This is a genomic window from Pseudomonas sp. BN606 (assembly GCF_029873115.1).
In the GTDB taxonomy this organism is placed as follows: domain Bacteria; phylum Pseudomonadota; class Gammaproteobacteria; order Pseudomonadales; family Pseudomonadaceae; genus Metapseudomonas.
Genome location: NZ_SSOF01000039.1, coordinates 161,462 through 181,846, shown reverse-complemented (window position 1 = coordinate 181,846; position 20,385 = coordinate 161,462). Strand labels below are relative to the sequence as shown.

The 20,385-nt window shown below is 63.1% G+C and carries 19 protein-coding genes and 1 pseudogene; 7 read left to right on the top strand and 13 right to left on the bottom strand.

Features of this window, described 5'->3' with window-relative positions:
- Positions 1-243 precede the first annotated feature (243 nt).
- The 4 genes from E8E75_RS04100 to E8E75_RS04085 all read right to left on the bottom strand — a co-directional run bounded on the left by E8E75_RS04100 (position 244) and on the right by E8E75_RS04085 (position 4,061).
- Positions 244-1,194 carry an adenosine deaminase gene (locus tag E8E75_RS04100; protein ID WP_120654408.1) on the bottom strand — a complete coding sequence of 317 codons (951 nt, stop codon included), beginning with the start codon at positions 1,192-1,194 and terminating at the stop codon, positions 244-246.
- A gap of 543 nt (positions 1,195-1,737) precedes the next feature.
- Entirely contained in the window at positions 1,738-2,322 is a 585-nt protein-coding gene (locus E8E75_RS04095) for a YigZ family protein (protein WP_120654409.1), read from the bottom strand.
- The gene (locus tag E8E75_RS04090; RefSeq protein ID WP_120654410.1) at positions 2,322-2,990 is read right to left on the bottom strand and encodes a TetR/AcrR family transcriptional regulator; all 669 of its coding nucleotides are present in this window, start codon (positions 2,988-2,990) and stop codon (positions 2,322-2,324) included. The genes E8E75_RS04095 and E8E75_RS04090 overlap by 1 nt, the downstream gene beginning before the upstream one ends.
- 150 nt (positions 2,991-3,140) lie before the next feature.
- Positions 3,141-4,061, bottom strand: coding sequence for a LysR family transcriptional regulator (locus tag E8E75_RS04085; protein ID WP_120654411.1), 921 nt, complete (start codon positions 4,059-4,061; stop codon positions 3,141-3,143).
- A 120-nt stretch (positions 4,062-4,181) separates the two neighbouring features.
- Here E8E75_RS04085 and E8E75_RS04080 point away from each other — a divergent pair, with 120 nt between their 5' ends.
- From E8E75_RS04080 to E8E75_RS04070, 3 genes are all read left to right on the top strand, one after another.
- On the top strand, positions 4,182-5,528 hold the full coding sequence (locus E8E75_RS04080; protein WP_120654412.1) for an aspartate aminotransferase family protein: 1,347 nt from the start codon (positions 4,182-4,184) through the stop codon (positions 5,526-5,528).
- Entirely contained in the window at positions 5,528-5,815 is a 288-nt protein-coding gene (locus E8E75_RS04075; protein WP_120654413.1) for a cupin domain-containing protein, read from the top strand. Before E8E75_RS04080 ends, E8E75_RS04075 begins: the two co-directional genes overlap by 1 nt.
- 101 nt (positions 5,816-5,916) lie before the next feature.
- A complete protein-coding gene (locus E8E75_RS04070; RefSeq protein ID WP_280358076.1) occupies positions 5,917-7,413 on the top strand; it encodes a CoA-acylating methylmalonate-semialdehyde dehydrogenase in 1,497 nt (498 codons plus the stop codon).
- Between the two features lie 72 nt (positions 7,414-7,485).
- On the opposite strand, the gene E8E75_RS04065 is transcribed toward E8E75_RS04070, so the two are convergent.
- Together E8E75_RS04065 and E8E75_RS04060 are read right to left on the bottom strand one after the other, a co-directional pair.
- Positions 7,486-8,298 (bottom strand): NYN domain-containing protein, encoded by an 813-nt coding sequence (locus E8E75_RS04065; protein ID WP_153920604.1) that lies wholly within the window; start codon positions 8,296-8,298, stop codon positions 7,486-7,488.
- A 299-nt stretch (positions 8,299-8,597) separates the two neighbouring features.
- Positions 8,598-8,939 (bottom strand): zinc ribbon domain-containing protein YjdM, encoded by a 342-nt coding sequence (locus tag E8E75_RS04060; RefSeq protein WP_120654416.1) that lies wholly within the window; start codon positions 8,937-8,939, stop codon positions 8,598-8,600.
- 198 nt (positions 8,940-9,137) lie between these two features.
- Here E8E75_RS04060 and E8E75_RS04055 point away from each other — a divergent pair.
- Both E8E75_RS04055 and cysC read left to right on the top strand, forming a co-directional pair.
- Positions 9,138-9,583: pseudogene (locus E8E75_RS04055) on the top strand (sulfotransferase family 2 domain-containing protein).
- The gene (gene cysC / locus E8E75_RS04050) at positions 9,576-10,157 is read left to right on the top strand and encodes an adenylyl-sulfate kinase (protein ID WP_120654417.1); all 582 of its coding nucleotides are present in this window, start codon (positions 9,576-9,578) and stop codon (positions 10,155-10,157) included. Before E8E75_RS04055 ends, cysC begins: the two are co-directional and overlap by 8 nt.
- Positions 10,158-10,160: 3 nt before the next feature.
- Here cysC and E8E75_RS04045 read toward each other — a convergent pair whose 3' ends face one another.
- The 3 genes from E8E75_RS04045 to E8E75_RS04035 form a co-directional block, all read right to left on the bottom strand.
- Entirely contained in the window at positions 10,161-10,631 is a 471-nt protein-coding gene (locus E8E75_RS04045) for an LEA type 2 family protein (protein ID WP_153920602.1), read from the bottom strand.
- 498 nt (positions 10,632-11,129) lie between these two features.
- Positions 11,130-11,879, bottom strand: coding sequence for a phytanoyl-CoA dioxygenase family protein (locus E8E75_RS04040; RefSeq protein ID WP_153920600.1), 750 nt, complete (start codon positions 11,877-11,879; stop codon positions 11,130-11,132).
- 77 nt (positions 11,880-11,956) lie between these two features.
- Positions 11,957-12,793: an arylamine N-acetyltransferase gene (locus tag E8E75_RS04035; protein ID WP_153920598.1), complete on the bottom strand. Its 837-nt coding sequence runs from the start codon at positions 12,791-12,793 to the stop codon at positions 11,957-11,959.
- Positions 12,794-13,178: 385 nt separating this feature from the next.
- Here E8E75_RS04035 and E8E75_RS04030 point away from each other — a divergent pair, with 385 nt between their 5' ends.
- Together E8E75_RS04030 and E8E75_RS04025 are read left to right on the top strand one after the other, a co-directional pair.
- Entirely contained in the window at positions 13,179-14,618 is a 1,440-nt protein-coding gene (locus E8E75_RS04030; protein ID WP_120654421.1) for a sodium:solute symporter family protein, read from the top strand.
- Between the two features lie 11 nt (positions 14,619-14,629).
- On the top strand, positions 14,630-14,764 hold the full coding sequence (locus E8E75_RS04025; protein ID WP_280358072.1) for a hypothetical protein: 135 nt from the start codon (positions 14,630-14,632) through the stop codon (positions 14,762-14,764).
- A gap of 22 nt (positions 14,765-14,786) precedes the next feature.
- On the opposite strand, the gene E8E75_RS04020 is transcribed toward E8E75_RS04025, so the two are convergent.
- The 4 genes from E8E75_RS04020 to E8E75_RS04005 form a co-directional block, all read right to left on the bottom strand.
- Positions 14,787-15,098, bottom strand: coding sequence for a hypothetical protein (locus tag E8E75_RS04020; RefSeq protein WP_120654422.1), 312 nt, complete (start codon positions 15,096-15,098; stop codon positions 14,787-14,789).
- Positions 15,099-15,206: 108 nt separating this feature from the next.
- Positions 15,207-16,025, bottom strand: coding sequence for an outer membrane protein OmpK (locus E8E75_RS04015; protein WP_153920596.1), 819 nt, complete (start codon positions 16,023-16,025; stop codon positions 15,207-15,209).
- A 459-nt stretch (positions 16,026-16,484) separates the two neighbouring features.
- Positions 16,485-18,689 carry an Ig-like domain-containing protein gene (locus tag E8E75_RS04010; RefSeq protein ID WP_280358071.1) on the bottom strand — a complete coding sequence of 735 codons (2,205 nt, stop codon included), beginning with the start codon at positions 18,687-18,689 and terminating at the stop codon, positions 16,485-16,487.
- Between the two features lie 42 nt (positions 18,690-18,731).
- Positions 18,732-20,027 carry a hypothetical protein gene (locus tag E8E75_RS04005; RefSeq protein ID WP_153920594.1) on the bottom strand — a complete coding sequence of 432 codons (1,296 nt, stop codon included), beginning with the start codon at positions 20,025-20,027 and terminating at the stop codon, positions 18,732-18,734.
- Positions 20,028-20,385 lie beyond the last annotated feature (358 nt).

The window sequence follows — 20,385 nt, the reverse complement described above, 5'->3', positions numbered from 1 at the left end:
GTCTCGCAAGGCGATGGGAGGCATCTTAAGGGGCGCCGGAAGCGGGTCTGGTAGGGCGTCCATCCCGGACTACTTGGCTCTGGGAAATTTCCTACAAGCTACGGGCGAAGCCAGTGACCACTGGGCAATTTGAGGTTGGGGCAGGTGGCGATCCGCGAGCGCAGCGAAGCCCAACGATCCAGTGCCCAGAACCGGGCTCTGGCGTCGGGCCGTGCTGCGCCTGGCGCCGACCTGCGGTGACGATTACTTCACCAGGCGTGCGTCCAGGCTGTTCTGCGCCAGGCGCTTCGCCTGGTCCTCGGTCATGCCCAGGTGCTCGTGCAGGGCGGCGAAGTTCTCGGTGACGTAGCCGCCGAAATAGGCCGGGTCATCGGAGTTCACCGTTACCTTCACGCCGCGCTCCAGCATGTCGAGGATGTTGTGCTGGCGCATGTGGTCGAACACGCAGAGCTTGATGTTCGACAGCGGGCACACGGTGAGCGGGATCTGCTCGTCGATGATGCGCTGCATCAGCCGCTCATCCTCGATGGCGCGTACGCCGTGATCGATGCGTTCGATCTTGAGCAGGTCCAGGGCTTCCCAGATGTACTCCGGCGGACCTTCTTCGCCTGCGTGGGCGACAGTGAGGAAGCCTTCGGCGCGGGCACGATCGAACACGCGTTGGAACTTGCTAGGCGGGTGGCCCTTTTCCGAGCTGTCCAGGCCGACGGCGATGAAGGCGTCACGGAAGGGCAGGGCCTGGTCGAGGGTTTTCTGCGCTTCGTCTTCGGAGAGGTGGCGCAGGAAGCTGAGGATCAGCCCGGAGCTGATGCCCAGTTGCTCGCGACCGTCTTCCAGGGCCTGGCGAATGCCGGACAGCACCACCTCGAAGGGGATGCCCCGGTCGGTGTGGGTCTGCGGGTCGAAGAAGGGTTCAGTGTGGATAACGTTCTGCGCCTTGCAGCGCTCGAGGTAGGCCCAGGTCAGGTCGTAGAAGTCCTGCTCGGTGCGCAGCACGTCGGCGCCGGAGTAATAGAGGTCGAGGAACTCCTGCAGGTTGTTGAAGGCGTAGGCCTTGCGCAGGGTTTCCACATCGGCCCAGGGCAGCGCGACCCTGTTGCGTTCGGCCAGGGCGAAAAGCAGTTCGGGCTCCAGCGAACCCTCCAGGTGCAGATGCAATTCAGCCTTGGGTAGGGCATTGAGCCAGTCGTACATGGTGGTTTCTCGTTTTCAGGCCAGATCGCCGGAAAGTTTAACTGGCTGGATGGGAATGTGCTGAGAGGGTGTCGGCCCGCCCGGGTTCACCAGGGAAGCTTTTTGGCTGTTTATTGATCATCCGCCTGCAAGTGCCGTGGCTCATGGGCTGCGGCGGATACTCCCAAGCTTATCCACAGTCTTTTCCCCGTTGGAGGTGGACAAGCGCGGCCACGAGGGTAGCCAGATGCGCAGCCTTGGTGCGCGTTGGAAAGTACCGAAAATCAGTTGCTTATCTTTGGTGCAAGAGAAAAGAGAGGGGGCTGGGCAAAAAGCGAACAACTCTCGCTAATCCGCACCACAGCGGCGTTACAGCGAGAAGTCCACGAGTTATCCACAGCCGGCTCCACAGAAATTGTGGGTGGGATTCGGAGCGGGTTCATTCTGTAGGGTGCGCTGCGCACACCAGGGATTCGGGGCCTGGGCTTGGTGCGCATGGCGCACCCTACGGCTGTGGATGGCTGATCGCCGAACCTTCGCTCCGGTTGGCGAATGAATTCATCCCTAGAGTCGTTTCACTTCCAGGCGTCCCCGACTGATGTCCCGCAGAACCTGTTCCAGCCCGGCGATGCGGCCATCGGGCAGGGCCAGGACCAGCTCGGCGCCTTCGGCATCGAAGCTTTCACTTTCCACCAGGGCTTCGAACTCGGCGAGGCGAGCCTTGAGTAGCGGTAGTTCGGCAAAACCGGGGTGGCAGCTGATGCGACTGCGCGCCACCAGCTCCACGCGTTGGCCGCCCTGCAGGCATTTGGCGGCGCTGCCGCCGTAGGCGCGTGCCAGACCGCCGGTGCCGAGTTGGATGCCACCGTAATAACGGATTACCAGCACTGCCACCTGGTCGCAATCCTGGCCTTCGATGGCGGCGAGGATGGGGCGTCCGGCGGTGCCTCCGGGTTCGCCGTCGTCGCTGAAACGATATTGGTTGCCCAGTTTCCAGGCCCAGCAGTTATGGGAAGCGCCGGGCTCGGACAGCCGTGCAATGAAGGCCTGGGCCTCCTCGACGCTGGCCACTTGTGCGGCGTGGGCGATGAAGCGGCTCTTCTTGATTTCCTCGCGGTATTCGGCGGGAGAGGACAGCGTGTATGGCATCAGGCGGTCGCGGGCGGCGTCAGGCCGCAGCCCTTGAGGATGATCTGGATGAGGTTCTGCGTGGCCGCTTCGAAATCGTCCTTGGTCAGGCGCTTGCGGCCGGTGACACGGCAGATCTGAGTGTTGAAGTCGGCGTAGTGCTGGGTGCTGCCCCAGAGCAGGAATATAAGGTTGACCGGGTCCACCGGATCCATCTTGCCAGCGGCGATCCAGGCTTCGAACACGCCTGCGCGTCCTTTGAACCACGTGCGGTAGTCCTGATCGAAGTGCTCTGCCAGGCAGCCGCCGCCGCTGATGATCTCCATGGCGAATATCTTCGACGCGAGCGGGTTGCGCCGGGAGAACTCCATCTTGGCGCGGATGTAGCGGGCCAGGGCCTCGGCTGGGTCGTCCTCGGCGGTCAGGGTATTGAAGGTGCTGTCCCAGAGTTCCAGTTGATTGCTCAACACCGCGACGTACAGACCCAGCTTGTTGGTGAAGTAGTAGTGCAGGTTGGCCTTCGGCAGCCCTGCGCGGACGGCGATGGTGTTCATGCTGGTGCCCTTGAATCCGTGGCGGGCGAACTCTTCTTCGGCGGCGGCAAGTATCAGTTCTTCGTTCTTCTGACGGATGCGTCCGGCGGGCTTCGCGGAAGGATTCGGGCTGTGGGCGGGCACCAGTGAGGTCATAGGCTTCCAGATTCTGAGATGGGGTGGCGACAGCACTGATAACTCAGGTTGGCGTGTCCGACAAGCCAAAACTGTAGCCGTGGTCAGGTTATTCGCGGGATTTGTCACGGCTGCACCCAAATGGGGCTGGGAAGCAGCCGTTTCGCACCGTCAGGTCGTCGCCGCCAGTGCTTCCAGGAAGCTCTCCAGCACCAGGTGCGGTCGGCGCCCCTTGCGGGTGACCGAGGCCAGCGACAGGTCGTAGAACCGGTTCGTCGGCTTCAGTGCCCGCAACCGCCCCTGTTGCACCCAGAAGGTGGCGTAATGGTCCGGCAGGTAGCCGATGTAGCGCCCGGTGAGGATCAGGAAGGCCATGCCTTCGCGGTCCGAGGCGCTGGCCGTGCTGTTGAGCACCTGATAATGGGACTGGATGTCCGCCGGTAGACGGAAGGTGGGGGCAATGGCGTCCTGCTGATTCAGGCGCTCGTCGCTCAGTTGCGCATCGTCGGCGTAGAACAGCGGGTGACCGACGGCGCAGTAGAGCAGCGAACGTTCGCTGTACAGCGGTTGGTATTCCAGGCCGGAGAGGGCCGCGGTCTGGGGTACCACGCCGACATGCAGACGACCGTCGAGCACACCTTGCTCCACCTCGCTGGGTGGCGTCATGCGGATATTGATCTGCACATCCGGCCCGAGGGTCTTCAGACGGGCGAGCGCGTTGGTGATGCGCATGTGCGGCAGCGTCACCAGGTTGTCGGTGAGGCCGATGTTCAGCTCTCCGCGCAAATGCTGGTGCAGACCATTGACCTCGGTGCGGAAGGTTTCCAGTGCCGCCAGCAACTGCATGGATGACTGGAATACCTCGCGGCCTTCCTCGGTCAGCGCGAAGCCGGCGCGGCCGCGTTGGCACAGGCGCAGGCCGAGGCGTTGCTCGAGGTCGCTCATTTGCTGGCTGATGGCCGAGCGACCGATGCCCAGCACGCTCTCGGCGGCGGAGAAACCGCCGCATTCCACCACGCTGCGGAAGATGCGCAGCAGGCGGATATCGAAATCGCTGACCTGCGCCAGCGGCTCGGGGCGGCGGCTGCTCATGGTTTAGTAACCTCTGATCTAAAGATAAGTAAAGTTGGATTTTCGTGACTTTATGCCCGTGGCAATGTCGGCAGCAAGTAGCTCGTCGTTCCTCAGAACAAGACCCATTCGAGGCCACACATGAACATGCCGCAGACCGCCCAGCTTCCTCTCGCCAGCCAGCTCAAGCTGGACGCTCACTGGATGCCGTTTTCAGCCAACCGCAACTTCCAGCGCGACCCGCGCCTGATCGTCGCCGCTGAAGGCAGCTGGCTGATCGATGACCAGGGCCGTCGCATCTACGACAGCCTCTCCGGCCTGTGGACCTGTGGCGCCGGTCACTCGCGCAAGGAAATCCAGGAAGCCGTGGCCAAGCAGCTCGGCACCCTCGACTATTCGCCAGGCTTCCAGTACGGCCACCCGCTGTCCTTCCAGCTGGCCGAGAAGATTGCCAACCTCACTCCGGGCGAGCTGAACCACGTGTTCTTCACCGGTTCCGGTTCCGAGTGCGCCGACACCTCCATCAAGATGGCCCGCGCCTACTGGCGCCTCAAAGGCCAGCCGCAGAAGACCAAGCTGATCGGCCGCGCCCGTGGCTACCACGGCGTGAACGTCGCCGGCACCGCCCTGGGCGGCATTGGTGGCAACCGCAAGATGTTCGGCCAGTTGATGGACGTCGACCACCTGCCGCATACGCTGCAGCCGGGCATGGCCTTCACCAAGGGCGCAGCCGAAACCGGCGGCGTGGAGCTGGCCAACGAACTACTGAAACTGATCGAACTGCATGACGCGTCCAACATCGCCGCCGTGATCGTCGAGCCGATGTCCGGCTCCGCTGGCGTGATCGTGCCGCCGGCCGGCTACCTGCAACGCCTGCGCGAAATCTGCGACCAGAACAACATCCTGCTGATCTTCGACGAAGTGATCACCGCCTTCGGCCGCATGGGCAAGATGACCGGTGCCGAATACTTCGGCGTGACCCCGGACCTGATGAACGTGGCCAAGCAGATCACCAACGGCGCCATCCCCATGGGCGCGGTGATCGCCAGCCGCGAGATCTACCAGACCTTCATGAACCAGGCGACGCCCGAGTACGCCGTCGAGTTCACCCACGGCTACACCTACTCCGCGCATCCGGTTGCCTGCGCCGCCGGCCTGGCCGCCCTGGACCTGCTGGAGAAGGAAAACCTGGTGCAGCAATCGGCCGAACTGGCTCCGCACTTCGAGAAGGCCATCCACGGTCTGAAGGGCGCCAAGCACGTCGTCGACATCCGCAACTGCGGCCTGGCCGGTGCCCTGCAGATCGCCCCGCGTGACGGCGACGCCATCGTGCGTCCGTTCGAGGCCGGCATGGCCCTGTGGAAGGCCGGCTTCTACGTGCGCTTCGGCGGCGACACCCTGCAGTTCGGCCCAACCTTCAACGCCAAGCCGGAAGAGCTGGATCGCCTGTTCGACGCCGTCGGCCAGGCCCTGCAGGGCGTCAACTGATGAGCCAACGCCCGCAGGCCGTGCCCACCGTGCAGGTGGATAACGACGAGGTGATCGTCACCGAGTGGCGCTTCGCCCCCGGTGCCGAAACCGGTCGCCACCGCCATGGTTACGACTATGTCGTGGTGCCGATGACCAACGGCACCCTGCTGCTGGAAACCCCGGAGGGCGACAAGCACGCCCCCCTGGTGGCCGGCCAGAGTTACTTCCGCAAGGCAGGCGTCGAACACAACGTGATCAACGCCAGCGACCACGAAGTGGTCTTCGTGGAAACAGAAATCAAGTAATGCACGGTCTGCCCCCTCTCCCTCCAGGAGAGGGCTGGGGTGAGGGAAACCACCTCCCCTGCGGACCTACCGGACAAAATGCCCTACAAGAGACCCCACCCATGAGCCTCATTCCGCACCTGATCAACGGCGAACGTATCGACGACCAAGGCCGCACCGCGGACGTGTTCAACCCGTCCACCGGCGAAGCCCACCGCAAGGTCGGCCTGGCCAGCCGCGCCACTATCCAGCAGGCCATCGACGCCGCCAAGGCCGCCTTCCCGGCATGGCGCAACACCCCGCCGGCCAAGCGCGCCCAGGTGCTGTTCCGCTTCAAGCAACTGCTGGAGCAGAACGAAGCAGTCATCGCCAAGCTGATCGCCGAAGAACACGGCAAGACCCTGGAAGACGCCGCCGGTGAGCTCAAGCGTGGTATCGAGAACGTCGAGTACGCCTGCGCCGCCCCGGAAATCCTCAAGGGCGAATACACCCGCAATGTCGGCCCGAACATCGACGCCTGGAGCGACTTCCAGCCGCTGGGCGTGGTCGCCGGCATCACCCCGTTCAACTTCCCGGCCATGGTGCCGCTGTGGATGTACCCGCTGGCCATCGCCTGCGGCAACACCTTCATCCTCAAGCCCTCCGAGCGTGACCCGAGCTCCACCCTGCTGATCGCCGAGCTCTTCCATCAGGCCGGCCTGCCCAAGGGCGTGCTGAACGTGGTCAACGGCGACAAGGAAGCCGTGGATGCGCTGATCGAAGCGCCCGAAGTGAAGGCCCTGAGCTTCGTTGGCTCGACCCCGATCGCCGAGTACATCTATGCCGAAGGCACCAAGCGCGGCAAGCGCGTGCAGGCCCTCGGCGGCGCCAAGAACCACGCCGTGCTGATGCCCGACGCCGACCTGGACAACGCCGTCAGCGCACTGATGGGGGCCGCCTACGGTTCCTGCGGCGAGCGCTGCATGGCCATTTCCGTGGCCGTGTGCGTGGGCGACCAGATCGCCGATGCCCTGGTGGACAAGATCGTTCCGCAGATCAAGGGCCTGAAGATCGGCGCCGGCACCCAATGCGGCCTGGACATGGGCCCGCTGGTCACCGCCGCCGCCCGCGACAAGGTGGTCGGCTACATCGACGACGGCGTCGCTGCTGGCGCCAAGCTGGTGGTGGACGGCCGTGGCTACCGCGTGGCCGGCCATGAAGACGGCTACTTCGTCGGCGGCACCCTGTTCGACCACGTCAAGGCCGACATGCGCATCTACCAGGAAGAAATCTTCGGCCCGGTGCTGTGCATCGTCCGCGTCGGCAGCCTGGAAGACGCCATGCAGCTGATCAACGACCACGAATACGGCAACGGCACCTGCATCTTCACCCGTGACGGCGAAGCCGCCCGTCTGTTCTGCGACGAAATCGAAGTGGGCATGGTCGGCGTCAACGTGCCGCTGCCGGTACCGGTGGCCTACCACAGCTTTGGCGGCTGGAAACGCTCCCTGTTCGGCGACCTGCACGCCTACGGCCCGGACGGCGTTCGCTTCTACACCCGTCGCAAGGCCATCACGCAGCGCTGGCCGCAGCGCGCCAGCCACGAGGCTGCGCAATTCGCCTTCCCCAGCAACGGTTGATTGACCCGTTGAACGAAAAGGCCCGGCATATTTGCCGGGCCTTTTTGTTTTGATGGGTAACTGAGCGGACAGTTACTTTCCGATCTTGCGGTTGCGCACGAACAGCACCTTTCCCCCAGTCGTGGTGGTTCCACGTTCCTCGAGCTCGAAGTGTTTCGGGTTCCCCTTGATCAGGTCGCTCAACTTCTTGAACCCGTACAGGCGCGGATCGAAGTCGGTGCGGATCTTGGTGATGTTGGAACCCACAGCTGCGAGGGGAGCCCAGCCGTCTTCTTCGTCTAGCCCGTCGATGACTGTTGCAATTGCGTTCACCGGAACTTTCTGCGGCTTCACCGGGGAGGGCTTATCAGTCGATTTGGGCGCCTCGGCCGGTTGCGGCGCTGCAACGGACGGCTTGTCACCGCTGGGGGTTGGCTCAGGCAGAAGCTCGGCGCGAAGTATCTCGGTGTAGATGAACTTGTCGCAGGCCGAGACAAAGGGCTTGGGTGTCTTCTCCTCACCGAATCCGTACACGGTCAGGCCTTCTTCCCGCAAGCGCGCGGCCAGGCGGGTGAAATCACTATCGCTGGAAACCAGGCAGAAACCGTCGAAGCGCCGGGTATAGAGCAGGTCCATGGCGTCGATGATCAGCGCACTGTCGGTGGCGTTCTTGCCCTTGGTGTAGGCGAACTGCTGGATGGGCTGGATGGAGTGGTCGAGCAACACTTTCTTCCAGCTGCCCAGTTGCGGGCCGGTCCAGTCGCCGTAAATGCGTTTCACGCTGGCCACGCCGTACTTGGCGATTTCTTCGAACAGGCCCTCGATGATAGCGGCCGGCGCGTTGTCGGCGTCGATCAGAACGGCCAGGTGCTTCTGCTGGCGAGTGGCTTGCTGCTTGATGGCCATGGTTCATCCTTGGGGTAGTGAATGCCTGACCATACTGCGGACCGGTGACTGGTGCCATGGCCAGCGATGGGTCGTTTTCGTAGGGTGGCGCAAGCTTCACCGGCTCACCGACGGAGGCTGGATGCGCATGTAAAGCGATGTCCCCCTGCAAGGCTGGCAGCGGTGCTGCGGGGATTGCAGGAGTTATGTCTGGTCACCTTGTTGGGCTTAGTTTCGCTCAGCGCCAACCTATGGAGCTTGCATCTATGACCCAACAAAAAGCCCGACAGATGCCGGGCTTTTTGTCGGGGGGTAGAGACTTACACCTTGCGCACGAATTCCGATTTCAGCTTCATCGCGCCAATACCATCGATCTTGCAGTCGATGTCGTGGTCGCCGTCGACCAGGCGGATGTTCTTCACCTTGGTACCGACCTTCACTACCAGGGACGAGCCCTTGACCTTGAGGTCCTTGATCACGGTGATGGTGTCGCCGTCCTGCAGGACGTTGCCGACGGAGTCCTTGATCACCTTGTCGTCGCTGACTGCCTCAGCGCCGGTGTCGGCGGACCACTCGTGGGCGCACTCCGGGCAGATCAGCATTGCGCCATCTTCGTAGGTGTATTCGGAGTTGCATTTGGGGCAGGGCGGCAGGGTGCTCACGGTTTACCTCGACGTCGGTGTCACGAAAAACCATGGATTGTATAGGGTTTTGCCATCGCCTTGCCCATTTCTGCGCGTTCGTAATGCGTTTGTATCCGCCGCTTTACCGACTTGACCATGTCAAAATCTTCTCGGGAAAAGCGGCTGCTAGTCTGGCTCCATTGATAGTGCGCGGGCCTATCCCGCATCGAGGGTGCCATGCTGCAACCTGTGTTCTGGAAGCTGATCCCCAGGGAGCAGCGCAGTTTCCTGCGTAGCCGCCTGAGCGCGGTGGATCGTCAGGTAGTGAACCGGTCGATGTCCGCCAGGCTCGGGTTGCCGCCGCAGTTCAGCCTCAATGGTTGTCTCTTCATCCACGTCCCCAAGTTCGCCGGCAACAGTGTCAGCTCGGCGCTGTTCGGCAACTGGCGGCCGGGGCATGTGCCGCTGTACTGGTACGAGCAGCAGTTCCCCGAGCACTACGCGAGGGCGTTCAAGTTCACCTTCGTGCGCGACCCGCTGGAGCGCGCCTGTTCCGCCTACAGCACATGAACCACACTTTGCAGCGGCAGTCGGTCCCGGTGCGGGAATTCTGTTCGGCGCGCACTCGGCGCATAGTGCGCCGGGTCTATGCGCGAGATTACGAGTGGTTGGGCTATGAGTGAGGCAGTCACCTGCACGTTGGCCGTGCCTGCACGGGCCAGAGCTTCGATCAAGCATCAGCGTCCACGCTGCATCTGGCTGACCGGCCTGTCCGGCTCCGGCAAGTCCACCCTGGCCAATGCCCTGGAGCTTGAGCTCAACGCCCGTGGCCTGCACACCTATGTGCTGGATGGCGACAATCTGCGCGGTGGTCTCTGTCGCGGCCTGGGCATGAGTGCCGAGGATCGTCGCGAAAATGTCCGGCGCATCGCCGAAGTGGCACGGCTGATGGTGGATGCGGGGTTGATCGTGATCGTCGCGGCGATCTCGCCTTTTCGCGCTGATCGTGAAATGGCGCGGCAGTTGTTCAATCCGGGTGAATTCTTCTCTGTGTACGTCAGCACATCGTTCGATGTTTGTGCGCAGCGCGATCCGAAAGGCCTGTACCAGGCGGCGCTGGAAGGACGTATCCGTGACTTCACTGGCCTGGACAGTCCCTACGAGCCGCCGCTGGATGCGGACTGGGAAATTGATACCGGAGCTATTTCGCTGACGTCGGCGACTCACGAGCTGCTGGGATTCGTGCTGAGCACTTGAGGCTCAGGGCGTGTCGATGGGTTCGGGAATACTCAGAACGCCGGCGTCGGTGAAGCGCCGGGTTCCCCAGAAGCCGCCGCCCAGTTTGCCGCGCAGGGCGTAGGGCACGTTCTGGAACGGATGGGTGCCGCTGAGCGTCCAGGCCTGCCGCAGGACCGAAAAGGCCGAGATGGTCACCGGAACTTCGATCAGCGTCTCGCCAAATCCCGCCACCGTCCCGCCCTTGCTGCTGACCCCGCTGGCCATGGGCAGGTCGTTCAAGTCCAGTTCCAGGGCCACGCCGTTGTAATGGATGGCGCCCTCGTTGGGGTTCTGCACGCGGAGCTTGAGGTTGAAGCGCACTTCCAACCCCTCGCCGGGAATGGGCTCCATACCTGCCAGGTCGACCTGCAACGGGTCGCGTGTACCGAAGTCGGCACAGCCCGTCAGGAGCAGCAGGGGAATCAACAGGGCGGCAAGGCCGGTGGTGCGCATGGCGTGCTTCCTGCGTGAGGTCTTGCGTTGAAGTAAAGATCAGGCCCGTGCGGGCGTGCCCACATTTTCTGTGGAGCGAGCTGTGGATATCTTCTGGATGGATTGCCGCAAGGCCCGTGCCTGGAGGGTTGGCACTGGTTGCTCGTTTCATGTGCATGCGGGGTGCAACCCTATCCGCCTGAAGGCCTGCCGCAGATACTCACGGAATCTGTGGGGCAAGCTGTGGATAGCTTTGGGGTGGATGGCTACAGGCATTGAAGTGCGCGGCTTTCAGCGTGGTGGTTGGATTTTGCTCAGGTGTCTTGAGCTGCCTGGGCTGCGGGTTGCGATGGCTCTGAAACTCGCGAGTGAACTAGCTCCCATAACGCTAGGCATGCCCCCTGCTGCAGGTCAGGTAATGCGCACAAAAACTGTGGGTCGCTCTGTGGATATCTTTGGGATAAATGCCGCTGTGGCCCGCGGGAGATGGGCTGGAAGCGCTTGCTCGGTTTTTCGGCGTCAGTCGTATTCAGCGGCTTCGTGATCGCCCATCAGGCGGCGCTGACGCGGAGAGCAGGCGGCCAGCACGTCCGGGTTGAAGCGGAAGGCGAGGTAGGGCGAGAACTTCTGCGCCACCATGCGTCGTCCGTAATGCACCTGCAGCAGGTAGCGAGTGCGGTCGGCTGTGCGATTGCGACTGCCGGCGTGCCAGAGCTCGCTGCGAAACACCAGCACATCGCCGGCCCTGCACAGCACGGCTTCGGCCGATTTGCCGCGCCAGCTGGTTTCTCCTGTGCAGGGCTTGCGTCCGGCGCGATGGCTGCCAGGAATCACCAGAGTGGGGCAGAGGTCGGCGTCGATATCGTCGAGGTAGAGGTGCGCTGTGCATATCTGCACCGGCAGCGAGAAGGCCGGGTCAGCCAGCAGGCTTTCCGGCAGTTCCATGGCCAGATGGTCCACGTGCAGTTCGCCGCCGATAAAGCCGGGGTGGCTTCGCCAGGCGGTCATGCCGACCAGGTGGCAGTCTCCGCCGAGTGCCGCTTCGGCCAATTCGATCACTCCGGGCAGGTCGAGATATGGCAGCCACTCCGGGCCCCGGTTGAACACGCATTTGAAGTGGTCATCCACCAGGCCGATGTAGTCCCAGTGGATGGGCTGGAGTCGGTCCATCAGTGCGCGCAGGGTGGCGATGGCGGGGCCATCGAGTATGCCAGGAAGGAGGGTGAAACCCTGGTCGTGCAACGCCCGAAGGTGGTCGGTGGTGGACATGGGGATGTCCTCTTTCGCCGGTGGGGCTACCTGTAGGGTGGACCACGCGTCACCGGTCCACCATTCGAGCCCAGGCGTCAGCCCTTGAGCAGGCCGGCAAGGCGCTGGTGTAACGGCTCGATCTCGTCTTCCGTCAGGCTCAGCAGAAAGTCGTTTCTCAGCACTTCAACCAGTTCCGCTGCGTCTTCGATCTTACGGCTTTCCACCCGGCCATCGCGATGGCGCTTGTTGAAGGTGCCGTTGGCCAGGGTCAGGCGCCACTCGCCTTCGCTGCGGGCGGTCATCAGCATCTGCCGGAACACGCTATTGGGGTGGGTGGAGGTGTACCAGTTGCGCGGGATGCAATCGACCCAGGCGTTTACCTCCGCGCCGAAGCGATAGCAGGCCGCCCAGCCGGTTTCCGCGCGGAAGTTTTCCAGCTGCACTTCGCCGGTTCCGTCGTTCTGGGGGCGCAGGCGATAGGGGAGGTCGCCAGGCATTTCACCTGCCAGGGGCACGGCGCGCCAGGGGGTGGCGGAGCCGAAGCCGACATCCGCCAGGTAGGGGCCTTCCGGAAGCAGGACGCGCAGCATCAGGTGGGAAAGCATGGTCTGCGGTGCGTCCAGCGGCAGGCCCCAGCGCACCCGGCCGCCCAGCAGTTCGATCTGGTAGCCGAGGGCGAGCAGCAGGCGCGCGAAGAGATTGTTCAGCTCGTAGCAGTAGCCACCGCGTTGGCGCTCCACCACCTTGGCGAACACCGCGTCGGCGTCGATACGGATGGGGCGGTCGAGCAGTACGTCGACGTTCTCGAAGGCCACCCGGCGCTGATGAGCAGCGATGAGCCGGTCGAGGCTGGCAAGGTCGGGCTGCTTCGCAGCGGGGATGTCCAGATGGCGCAGGTAAGACTCGGTCTGTTGCGGGTTCAGCGCGTACATGCACGAAGGCTCCATGACGATGACGCCTGGATGCTAGCAGATGCCTTCCCACTGGCGATGAACGGTAGTTTGGTGTCGTTCTTAATCAACAGGCCCTGTAAAAAATAAGAAACTAACAGGTCACGAGATGACGCGGAAAATAGCGCTAAATCATGCGCTTGAGGTGATCTCTGTATTTTTGGTCAGAGGCGTTCTGTCGATTTTTTTGCTCATTGCTGCTGTATTTGTTTGACATATTTTACGTCTTTGGCAGACTTCGCTTCCGTGGTATCCGCCCGGTTCACTCCGTGCCGGGCTTCGCCGTCAATAACAAAAACTCCGTCAGTCGAGACTCCTGTCTCCCAGGTTTCCGGCCCCGACGGGCGTGCCTCTGGAACAAGAACAAATGCTTATCTGGTTTGTTGCGGTATACCTGCTGGTCACCGTCGGTGTCGGTTTCTACGCCGCCACCCGCGTCAAAAACTCCAAGGACTTCGCGGCCGGCGGCCGGAGCATGTCCTTCCCCCTGGTTGCGGCGATGGTGTTCGCCACCTGGTTCGGCTCGGAAGCCGTGCTGGGCATTCCCGCAAGCTTCATCGAGGAAGGATTCGCCGGGATCATCGAAGACCCCTTCGGCTCTTTCGGTTGCCTGATGCTGGTAGGCCTGGTGTTCGCCCGTCCCCTCTACCGCATGAACCTGCTGACCATCGGTGACTTCTTCAGGAAGCGCTTCGGTCCGAACGTCGAGCTGATCACCAGCCTGGTAATCATCGGTTCCTACCTGGGCTGGGTGGCTGCACAGCTCACCGCACTGGGCCTGGTGTTCAACGTGCTGTCCGACGGCTCCATTACCACTACCCAGGGCATGCTGATCGGCACCGGTATCGTGCTGCTCTACACCCTGTTCGGCGGTATGTGGTCCGTTGCCCTGACCGACTTCATGCAGATGATCATCATCGTCGTCGGCCTGGTGTACCTGACCTGGCTGATCGGTGACATGGCCGGTGGCGCCGACGTGGTGATCAGCCATGCCGCCAGCGAAGGCAAGTTCACCTTCATGCACGGCTTCGAGCCACGGGACATCGTCGCCTTCATCGGCGCGGCGGTGACCATGATGTTCGGCTCCATCCCGCAGCAGGACGTGTACGCCCGCGTAATGTCGGCCAAGACTGAGAACATCGCCGCCCGTGCCTCCATGACCGGCGCCGTGTTCTACCTCTCCTTCTGCATGCTGCCGATCTTCCTGACCTACGCTGCATCGCTGATCGACCCGGCCATGGTGCAGAAGTGGCTGGCCGAAGACTCGCAGATGATCCTGCCGCACCTGATCATGGAGCGCACTCCGCTGTTCGCCCAGATCATGTTCTTCGGCGCGTTGCTCTCGGCCATCATGTCCACTGCCTCCGGCACCCTGCTGGCACCGTCGGTGACCTTCACCGAGAACGTGCTCAAGCGCTTCATTCCGGACATGAACGACCGTCAGTTCCTGCTGGCCATGCGTCTGAGCGTGATCGCAATGACCATTGCGACCTCGCTGTTCGCCCTGTACTCGGATGCGAGCATCTACGAGATGGTGGGCAACGCCTACAAGGTGACCCTGGTCGCCGCCGTGGTGCCGCTGTTCGCAGGTCTTTTCTGGAAACGCGCCACCACCCAGGGCGCCCTGCTGGCAATCGCCGCGGGCCTGATCTCCTGGATCTTCCTGGAAGCCACCTACGCCGAAACCGACTTCTGGCCGCCGCAACTGGCTGGCCTGCTGTTCAGTGCCCTTGGCATGTTCGTGGGCTCGATGCTGCCGCAGTTCGTGCGCAGCCGTCGCGAGTCCCTGGAGCCTGTCGCGGCCTGATAGGTCGAGAAATGAAAAAGCCCCGCCAAGTGCGGGGCTTTTTCATTGGCGGCGAATGGCTTGTAGGGGCGAACTCATTCGCCAGGCAGGCCGAAGGTCTGCCCTACGAGGCTGAATGGGGTAGCTACGCCACCCTTGGCGAATGAATTCGCCCCCACAAATCAGGCTTCAGGCCACCAGTTCGACGAAGCCGCGCAGCACCGTGAGGCCGACGAATACGGCCATGGCAATCGAGCTGTTGCGGGGCACTTCGTCGCAGAGATTGCGGTAGTTGATGGGGGCGAAGAAAAGCTTCGGCCAGCAGGCGAAGATGGCGCAGAGGGCTATCAGGGAGAGTGCGGCGAGGCCGGAGGAGAAGTCGAAGGGCTCGCTGGCGAGGATGCAGCCGATGGGGGCGGCAATCGCGATGGCGATCCAGGCGCTGGAAACCAGTTTCTCACCCCGGGTGTGCGAAGTGGCTTGGGCGCTGTCGCTGGCCATCGGAAGGTTCCTTTTCTGACTGCAGGCTGAGACTGTCGCGCATTCTCTACCCGCCTTTTCCATGGTGCAAGACAGAGGGGCCCGACATTGTGCCGGGCCCCACAGGCATCAGAAATGCACCTTGGCCAGCAGGCTGAAGGTGTTCTGGTCGGTGCCGCCGAGGATCTCGTCGCCGAGGAAGCTGTTGTCGTCGATGGCGTACTTGTTCTTCCAGTAGTCGTACTCGATGCCGACGTAGAAGTGCTTCACCGCGCTCCAGCCCATGGCCTTGCCCAGGTCGTACTTGATCTGCGGGTTGAAGTGCAGGTTGGCGTGCAGGTCATTCGGACGGTCGGAAGTGGCGTCCTTGTTGTTCCATACCCAATCCATGAACCCGTCGATCAGGATGTCCGAATTGCCCACCGGAATGGTGTAGGACCACACCGGGGTGACCTGCCACTGGCCGGACGGGCTGTTGGTGATGCCGTCGGGCTTGCGGTAGTAGAAGTTCAGCTGGAAGTAGTCGAAGCCGGGGACCTTGAGGTCGAAGCCCGGGCCGAGCAGGTAGTTCTGGTTGCGGTTCTCGCCACGCTCGTAGGTCGCGGCCAGCAGCACGTCGCTGATGGGGCCCAATTCCAGCTTCTGGTCGAAGATCTTGCCGAAGGACAGGCGCGGGGAAATTTCGCCATAGTAGGTGTTCTTGCCGGCGTTGGCGTCTTCCTCACCGTTGTAGTTGATCTGGTCGACGAAGATGAACAGGTCACCGAAGGTCCAGCCGCTGGCGTGCTCGAAGGTGAAGGTCTGCTGGATTTCAGGGTTGATCTCGAAATCCTTGCCGTAGAGGTAGGTCAGGCTGTTGTCCTGCCACAGCAGGGGGCCGTCGGCCAGGGCGTTGCCGGCCGCCAGCAGGCCACCAGCGAGCATCAGGGAGGAAAAGACGCGGTTCATCGGGTATTGGCTCCAGTGGTTTTAAGCTGTGTCTATCTGCGTAGAACTTGTCTGATTGGTCAGGTCTGCCGGGCAGCAAAAAGAGCGCCAGGATGCTCTGGGCAAACGACCGGGCGCGCGATTATCGGGTGAAGGCGAGGTTTTTCAAGCGGTTGTACGAGGTTCGCGGTGATTTCCCGACTGCTGGAAGCTGACCAGGTGCACAACTCTGGGGATGAATCTGACCGTGTGGGCGGTTTTGCCTTGAATTGGGGCGGCAGGGGGGCCATGTCTTAGGGGGGCCACGTTTCACCGGTCCACCATTCGGGGCGGGCATGGCGCCGCTGGTGGATGGAGAAGCGCTATCCACCCTAATGGGCTTGTGAGATTGAACGTCGGCTTGCTGAGCGTTGGGCCAATGCCAAACAAAAAAATCCCCCCAGCCGCCCGACGCGACTGGGGGGAACTGGCGCTGAGCGATCAGCGTACGGTGATGTTGCCGGTGCGCACGCCTCCGAAGGTGGAGCGCACGGTGACCCCGGGGCTGGCGCTGGGGACGATAGCGGAGGAGTTATTCACCGACAGCTTCCAGCGGCCGTTCGCCGCCGGCGTGGCGGTGCCCAGCAGAGCGGTGCCTTGGGTACTGGTGACCTCGATGCGGATCTGGTTGTTCTGCGGCCGCGAGGTGGTGCCCTGGATATCCCAGGAGTAGCGGTTGTTGGAGCCCGCCTTCACTTGCGCCTGAGTGATCGCCAGGCTGTCGGCCGCCACGGCCGGGTTCACCGTCACGGTTACCGTTGCTGCCGACGAGGTGGCGCCGATCGAGTCCCGCGCCTGGTAATTGAAAGTGGTGGTAAAGGCGGTGGTCACGCTAGCCGGCGGGGCATAGGTCACCGTGGTGCCGTTGGTGTTGGTCGTACCGAGTCCTGTCGGCGGCTGGGTGAGGTTCACCACCGTCATCGGGTTGGCTTCCGGGTCTGCGTCATTGGCCAGCACATTGATCGTCACCGGTGCGCCGGCGCTGGTGGTCGCAGTGTCGTTGGCGACCACCGGCGGCAGGTTCGGTCGGACGGTGATGGTCACCAGGGCGGGGGCGGACAGGGCGCCCAGGTTGTCACGGACCTGATAGGTGAAAGTCTCTGTCTGGGTGTTCGCGACCTGGGGCGGCGGGGTGTAGATCACCGCACCGGTGCCGCTCTGTACCAGGGTGCCGAAGGTGACGCTGCCAAGGCTGGCGATGGACAGCGGCAGATTGCCGTCCGGGTCGCTGTCGTTGGCGGTCAGGGCCAGGGTCACCGTCACGTCGGCGGTCGTGCTGCCGCTGTCCGGGTAGGCCACGGGTGGCTGATTGGCCGGTTGGGTAACGGGGCTGCCTTCGATGACCACGAACTCCGTGTCGCTGCCGCCAGCGGCCGATTTCACCGTGACCTTCGCCGGGGGCTGCTCAATGCCGACGGCTACCAGGCGCTGGATCACACCGCTGACCGGCAGCAGGCGGCCGAAGCCTTCAGCGGCCATGGACGGAATTTCCACTTCGTCACTGGAGCGCGCCTCTACCGTCAGCGTCTTGTTCGGCCAGGAATAGCGCGCCTGGCTGATCTTGACGATATCGGTCAGTGGCTGGGTCAGGGTGGTGGCCGAGGCGTTGGTGTCTGTTGCGGTGATCAGCACGAAGGGCGGCAGGTTGGCCGGGGCCAGGTCCTGGCCGAAGAACAGCCCGCTGCCATCGCCGGTCATCTCGAACTGGCAAGGCGACGGTGGGTCACCCACCAGGTCGACGCTTTCGCGGAAGCACAGCGTTGCGCTGGCGCTGGAGTTGGCGAACACCGATATCCAGGTGCGCTGGGCGTCGCGGCTGTACGTGGCGCGGTCGACGCCGACCTCGCTTGCGACGCCACCGGTGAAGAGCTTGCCGGACAGATTGAACAGGTCGGTCTGGATGGAAAGGCCATTGGGGCCGTCGATGCGCACGAAGTTGGTTCCGAAGGGACTGCCGGTTACCGCTTCGGTCAGGTTGGGGTCGCCGATGAAGGTTTCCAGTTCACCGGACTCCGGGTTGGTTTCCTGGATGGGGCCTCCGGCTCGTGTCAGGAAAGGGCCGATGTTCCCTGCCAGGGCACCGCTGAAGTTGCCGGGGGCGCCGATGCCAATGTCGCGGGTCATGTTGATGGCGCGACGCCCGGGCGCGGTAACGTTGAAGGTGTCCACGCCATAGGGATGGGTGACGGTATAAGTGCCGGCCACCGGCACCGTGGCGCGAATGCGGATGCGCGCGAAGCTCTGCTGGTCGCCCTGCCGCGGCACGCCGCCGGCGAAGGCCGCCTCGATGCCGGCCACATAGACATCCAGCTGCAGTCCGTTGCCGGGATCGTCGATGCTGGTTTCGGCGAGCATCCAGAAGCTTTCATCCGGGAAGTTGCCGGGGAAGGCCACGGGTTTGGTCTCGTCGAAGATGCCTGGGTTCGGCAGCAGGGTGCACATGAAATTACCCGGAGCCCGCGTGCTGAGGGTCTTGGACAGGCAAAGCTCCAGCGGCGTGCCCTGGGTGTCCTGATACCAGCGTGGGAAGTAGCCGCTGGCAGCGGTGTACGGACCGGGGTCCACCGCAGCCAGTTGCGCCTCGGCAACCGGGGCGCCGATAAGCACACCCAGCAACAGGGTGAGTATTCCTGGCCATTTGAACATGACTGCCTCCGTTCACTCGCCTGGGGCGGGTGAGTGTTGTTCTCAGGGGAGAATCAGGACTTCTTCGGTATCGGAACCGCCATTGGCCGAGCTCACATGGACGCTCGCCGGTGGAATGACGCCGGCCGGGAGATCCAGGTGTCCGGCTACCAGCGGGCCAAGTCCCTCCACTGTGAGCACCGGCTGGTCGGCCTGGTCGCTGGAGCTGGCGTCCACCGTCAGGCGGCCGGTGCCCAGGCTGTACTCAGCGCGGCTGATGGTTACCAGGTCCACCAGCGGCGCGGTCTTGGTAGCGGCCGTGCTGCCGGGGATGGCCACGCTGTTGTCGGCGATGAACGACACGCTTCCATTGGCCGTCGGGGTCGCTGCGGACTGGCCGTACCAGGCACCGGTGGCGCTGCCCAGCATGGCGCCGCTGGCACCGGCGGTATCGGTGTAGCGCACGGTGGCCGGGGCGGGTGGGGCCAGGGTGAAGAAGTCCTGCTGGGCGGTGCCGTCGGTACCGCCAGTGGAATAGGTCGCGCGTTCGACGATCAGGGGCGTCGGCAACGGCACCTGGGACAACTTGCCGGAAATGGCGAACTGCCGCGTTTCCGCGCGCAAGCCGTTGGGGCCTTCTATACGCACGAAATTGGTCCCGAAGGGGCTGCCAGTGACTTCTTCCAGCACGTTCGGGTCGCCGATGAAGGACTCGGGCAGGCTGGTGACCGGGTTGACCTCCACATAGGGTCCGTTCACCGAGCGCAGGAAGGGCCCGACGTCACCTTTCAAGGCCCCGCTGAAGTCGCCGGGCGTGCTGATGCCGATGTCGCGGGTCAGGTTGATGGCGCGCGTCCCGGGGGCATCCACATCGAACACTTCCACGCCGTAGGGGTGAGTGACGGTGTAGGTGCCAGCCACCGGTACGGTCACCCGGATACGGATTCGCGCGAAGCTGATCTGGTCGCCCGCTGCAGGCAGACCACCCCCGAAAGCCGCTTCCAGTGCGGAGACATAGATCAGGTCGATGCCGGTGGCCGCATCGGTGATGACGGCATCGCCGGTGAACCAGAACGCCTCGTCCGGGAAGTTGTCGGGAAAGGCGACCGGCTGGGTTTCGTCGAATACACCCGGGTTGGGCAGCAGGTTGCACATGAAGGAGCCGGGGACGCGGGTGCTCTGTGCCTTGGATAGACAGAGATCGAGGGCGCGGCCATGGGTGTCCTGATACCAGGCCGCGAAGAACCCGTTGGCCTCGGTAGTGGCTGTCTGGTCGACCGCATAGAGACCGGCCTTGGTCGGGACGACCGTGAGTCCGAGCAATAGTGGGAGCGCGAGTTTCGGCAGTGCGTTGTGCATGGTGTTGCCCTTCCAGTCGATGAACTTCGCCGTTTGTCAGGCTCCGATAGGCCGGGGGCCCGTCGTTGACCAGGAAAGGGCGCAAACCCCATGCCAGAGCGGTTCGGCCGCTCTGGCATGGGGGCGACGTCTGAAACATCTTGAAAAGAGTCGTCGGGAGCTTTCGCCGGAGCTGGGGATTGGCACCCCAGAAGTGGGGGAAAAGTGGGTGGCGAAATGGGGAATTTCCGGCCGTACCGTTCGGCGACCGCTGAACGGTACGGCCGCGAATCACGGGGCCTGCGCTATAACTACCCGCAGTCGGCGCAGGAGTTGCCGGCCCGGCCGGAGGCACCTTTTCACGCCCGCCTTGCGAGCG

Excerpts from the sequence above, each read along its gene's own strand:
- E8E75_RS04100 (WP_120654408.1), bottom strand. The coding sequence starts at position 1,194 with ATGTACGACTGGCTCAATGCCCTACCCAAGGCTGAATTGCATCTGCAC.
- E8E75_RS04095 (WP_120654409.1), bottom strand. The coding sequence starts at position 2,322 with ATGCCATACACGCTGTCCTCTCCCGCCGAATACCGCGAGGAAATCAAG.
- E8E75_RS04090 (WP_120654410.1), bottom strand. The coding sequence starts at position 2,990 with ATGACCTCACTGGTGCCCGCCCACAGCCCGAATCCTTCCGCGAAGCCC.
- E8E75_RS04085 (WP_120654411.1), bottom strand. The coding sequence starts at position 4,061 with ATGAGCAGCCGCCGCCCCGAGCCGCTGGCGCAGGTCAGCGATTTCGAT.
- E8E75_RS04080 (WP_120654412.1), top strand. The coding sequence starts at position 4,182 with ATGAACATGCCGCAGACCGCCCAGCTTCCTCTCGCCAGCCAGCTCAAG.
- E8E75_RS04075 (WP_120654413.1), top strand. The coding sequence starts at position 5,528 with ATGAGCCAACGCCCGCAGGCCGTGCCCACCGTGCAGGTGGATAACGAC.
- E8E75_RS04070 (WP_280358076.1), top strand. The coding sequence starts at position 5,917 with ATGAGCCTCATTCCGCACCTGATCAACGGCGAACGTATCGACGACCAA.
- E8E75_RS04065 (WP_153920604.1), bottom strand. The coding sequence starts at position 8,298 with ATGGCCATCAAGCAGCAAGCCACTCGCCAGCAGAAGCACCTGGCCGTT.
- cysC (WP_120654417.1), top strand. The coding sequence starts at position 9,576 with ATGAGTGAGGCAGTCACCTGCACGTTGGCCGTGCCTGCACGGGCCAGA.
- E8E75_RS04045 (WP_153920602.1), bottom strand. The coding sequence starts at position 10,631 with ATGCGCACCACCGGCCTTGCCGCCCTGTTGATTCCCCTGCTGCTCCTG.
- E8E75_RS04040 (WP_153920600.1), bottom strand. The coding sequence starts at position 11,879 with ATGTCCACCACCGACCACCTTCGGGCGTTGCACGACCAGGGTTTCACC.
- E8E75_RS04035 (WP_153920598.1), bottom strand. The coding sequence starts at position 12,793 with ATGTACGCGCTGAACCCGCAACAGACCGAGTCTTACCTGCGCCATCTG.
- E8E75_RS04030 (WP_120654421.1), top strand. The coding sequence starts at position 13,179 with ATGCTTATCTGGTTTGTTGCGGTATACCTGCTGGTCACCGTCGGTGTC.
- E8E75_RS04025 (WP_280358072.1), top strand. The coding sequence starts at position 14,630 with ATGAAAAAGCCCCGCCAAGTGCGGGGCTTTTTCATTGGCGGCGAATGG.
- E8E75_RS04020 (WP_120654422.1), bottom strand. The coding sequence starts at position 15,098 with ATGGCCAGCGACAGCGCCCAAGCCACTTCGCACACCCGGGGTGAGAAA.
- E8E75_RS04015 (WP_153920596.1), bottom strand. The coding sequence starts at position 16,025 with ATGAACCGCGTCTTTTCCTCCCTGATGCTCGCTGGTGGCCTGCTGGCG.
- E8E75_RS04010 (WP_280358071.1), bottom strand. The coding sequence starts at position 18,689 with ATGTTCAAATGGCCAGGAATACTCACCCTGTTGCTGGGTGTGCTTATC.
- E8E75_RS04005 (WP_153920594.1), bottom strand. The coding sequence starts at position 20,027 with ATGCACAACGCACTGCCGAAACTCGCGCTCCCACTATTGCTCGGACTC.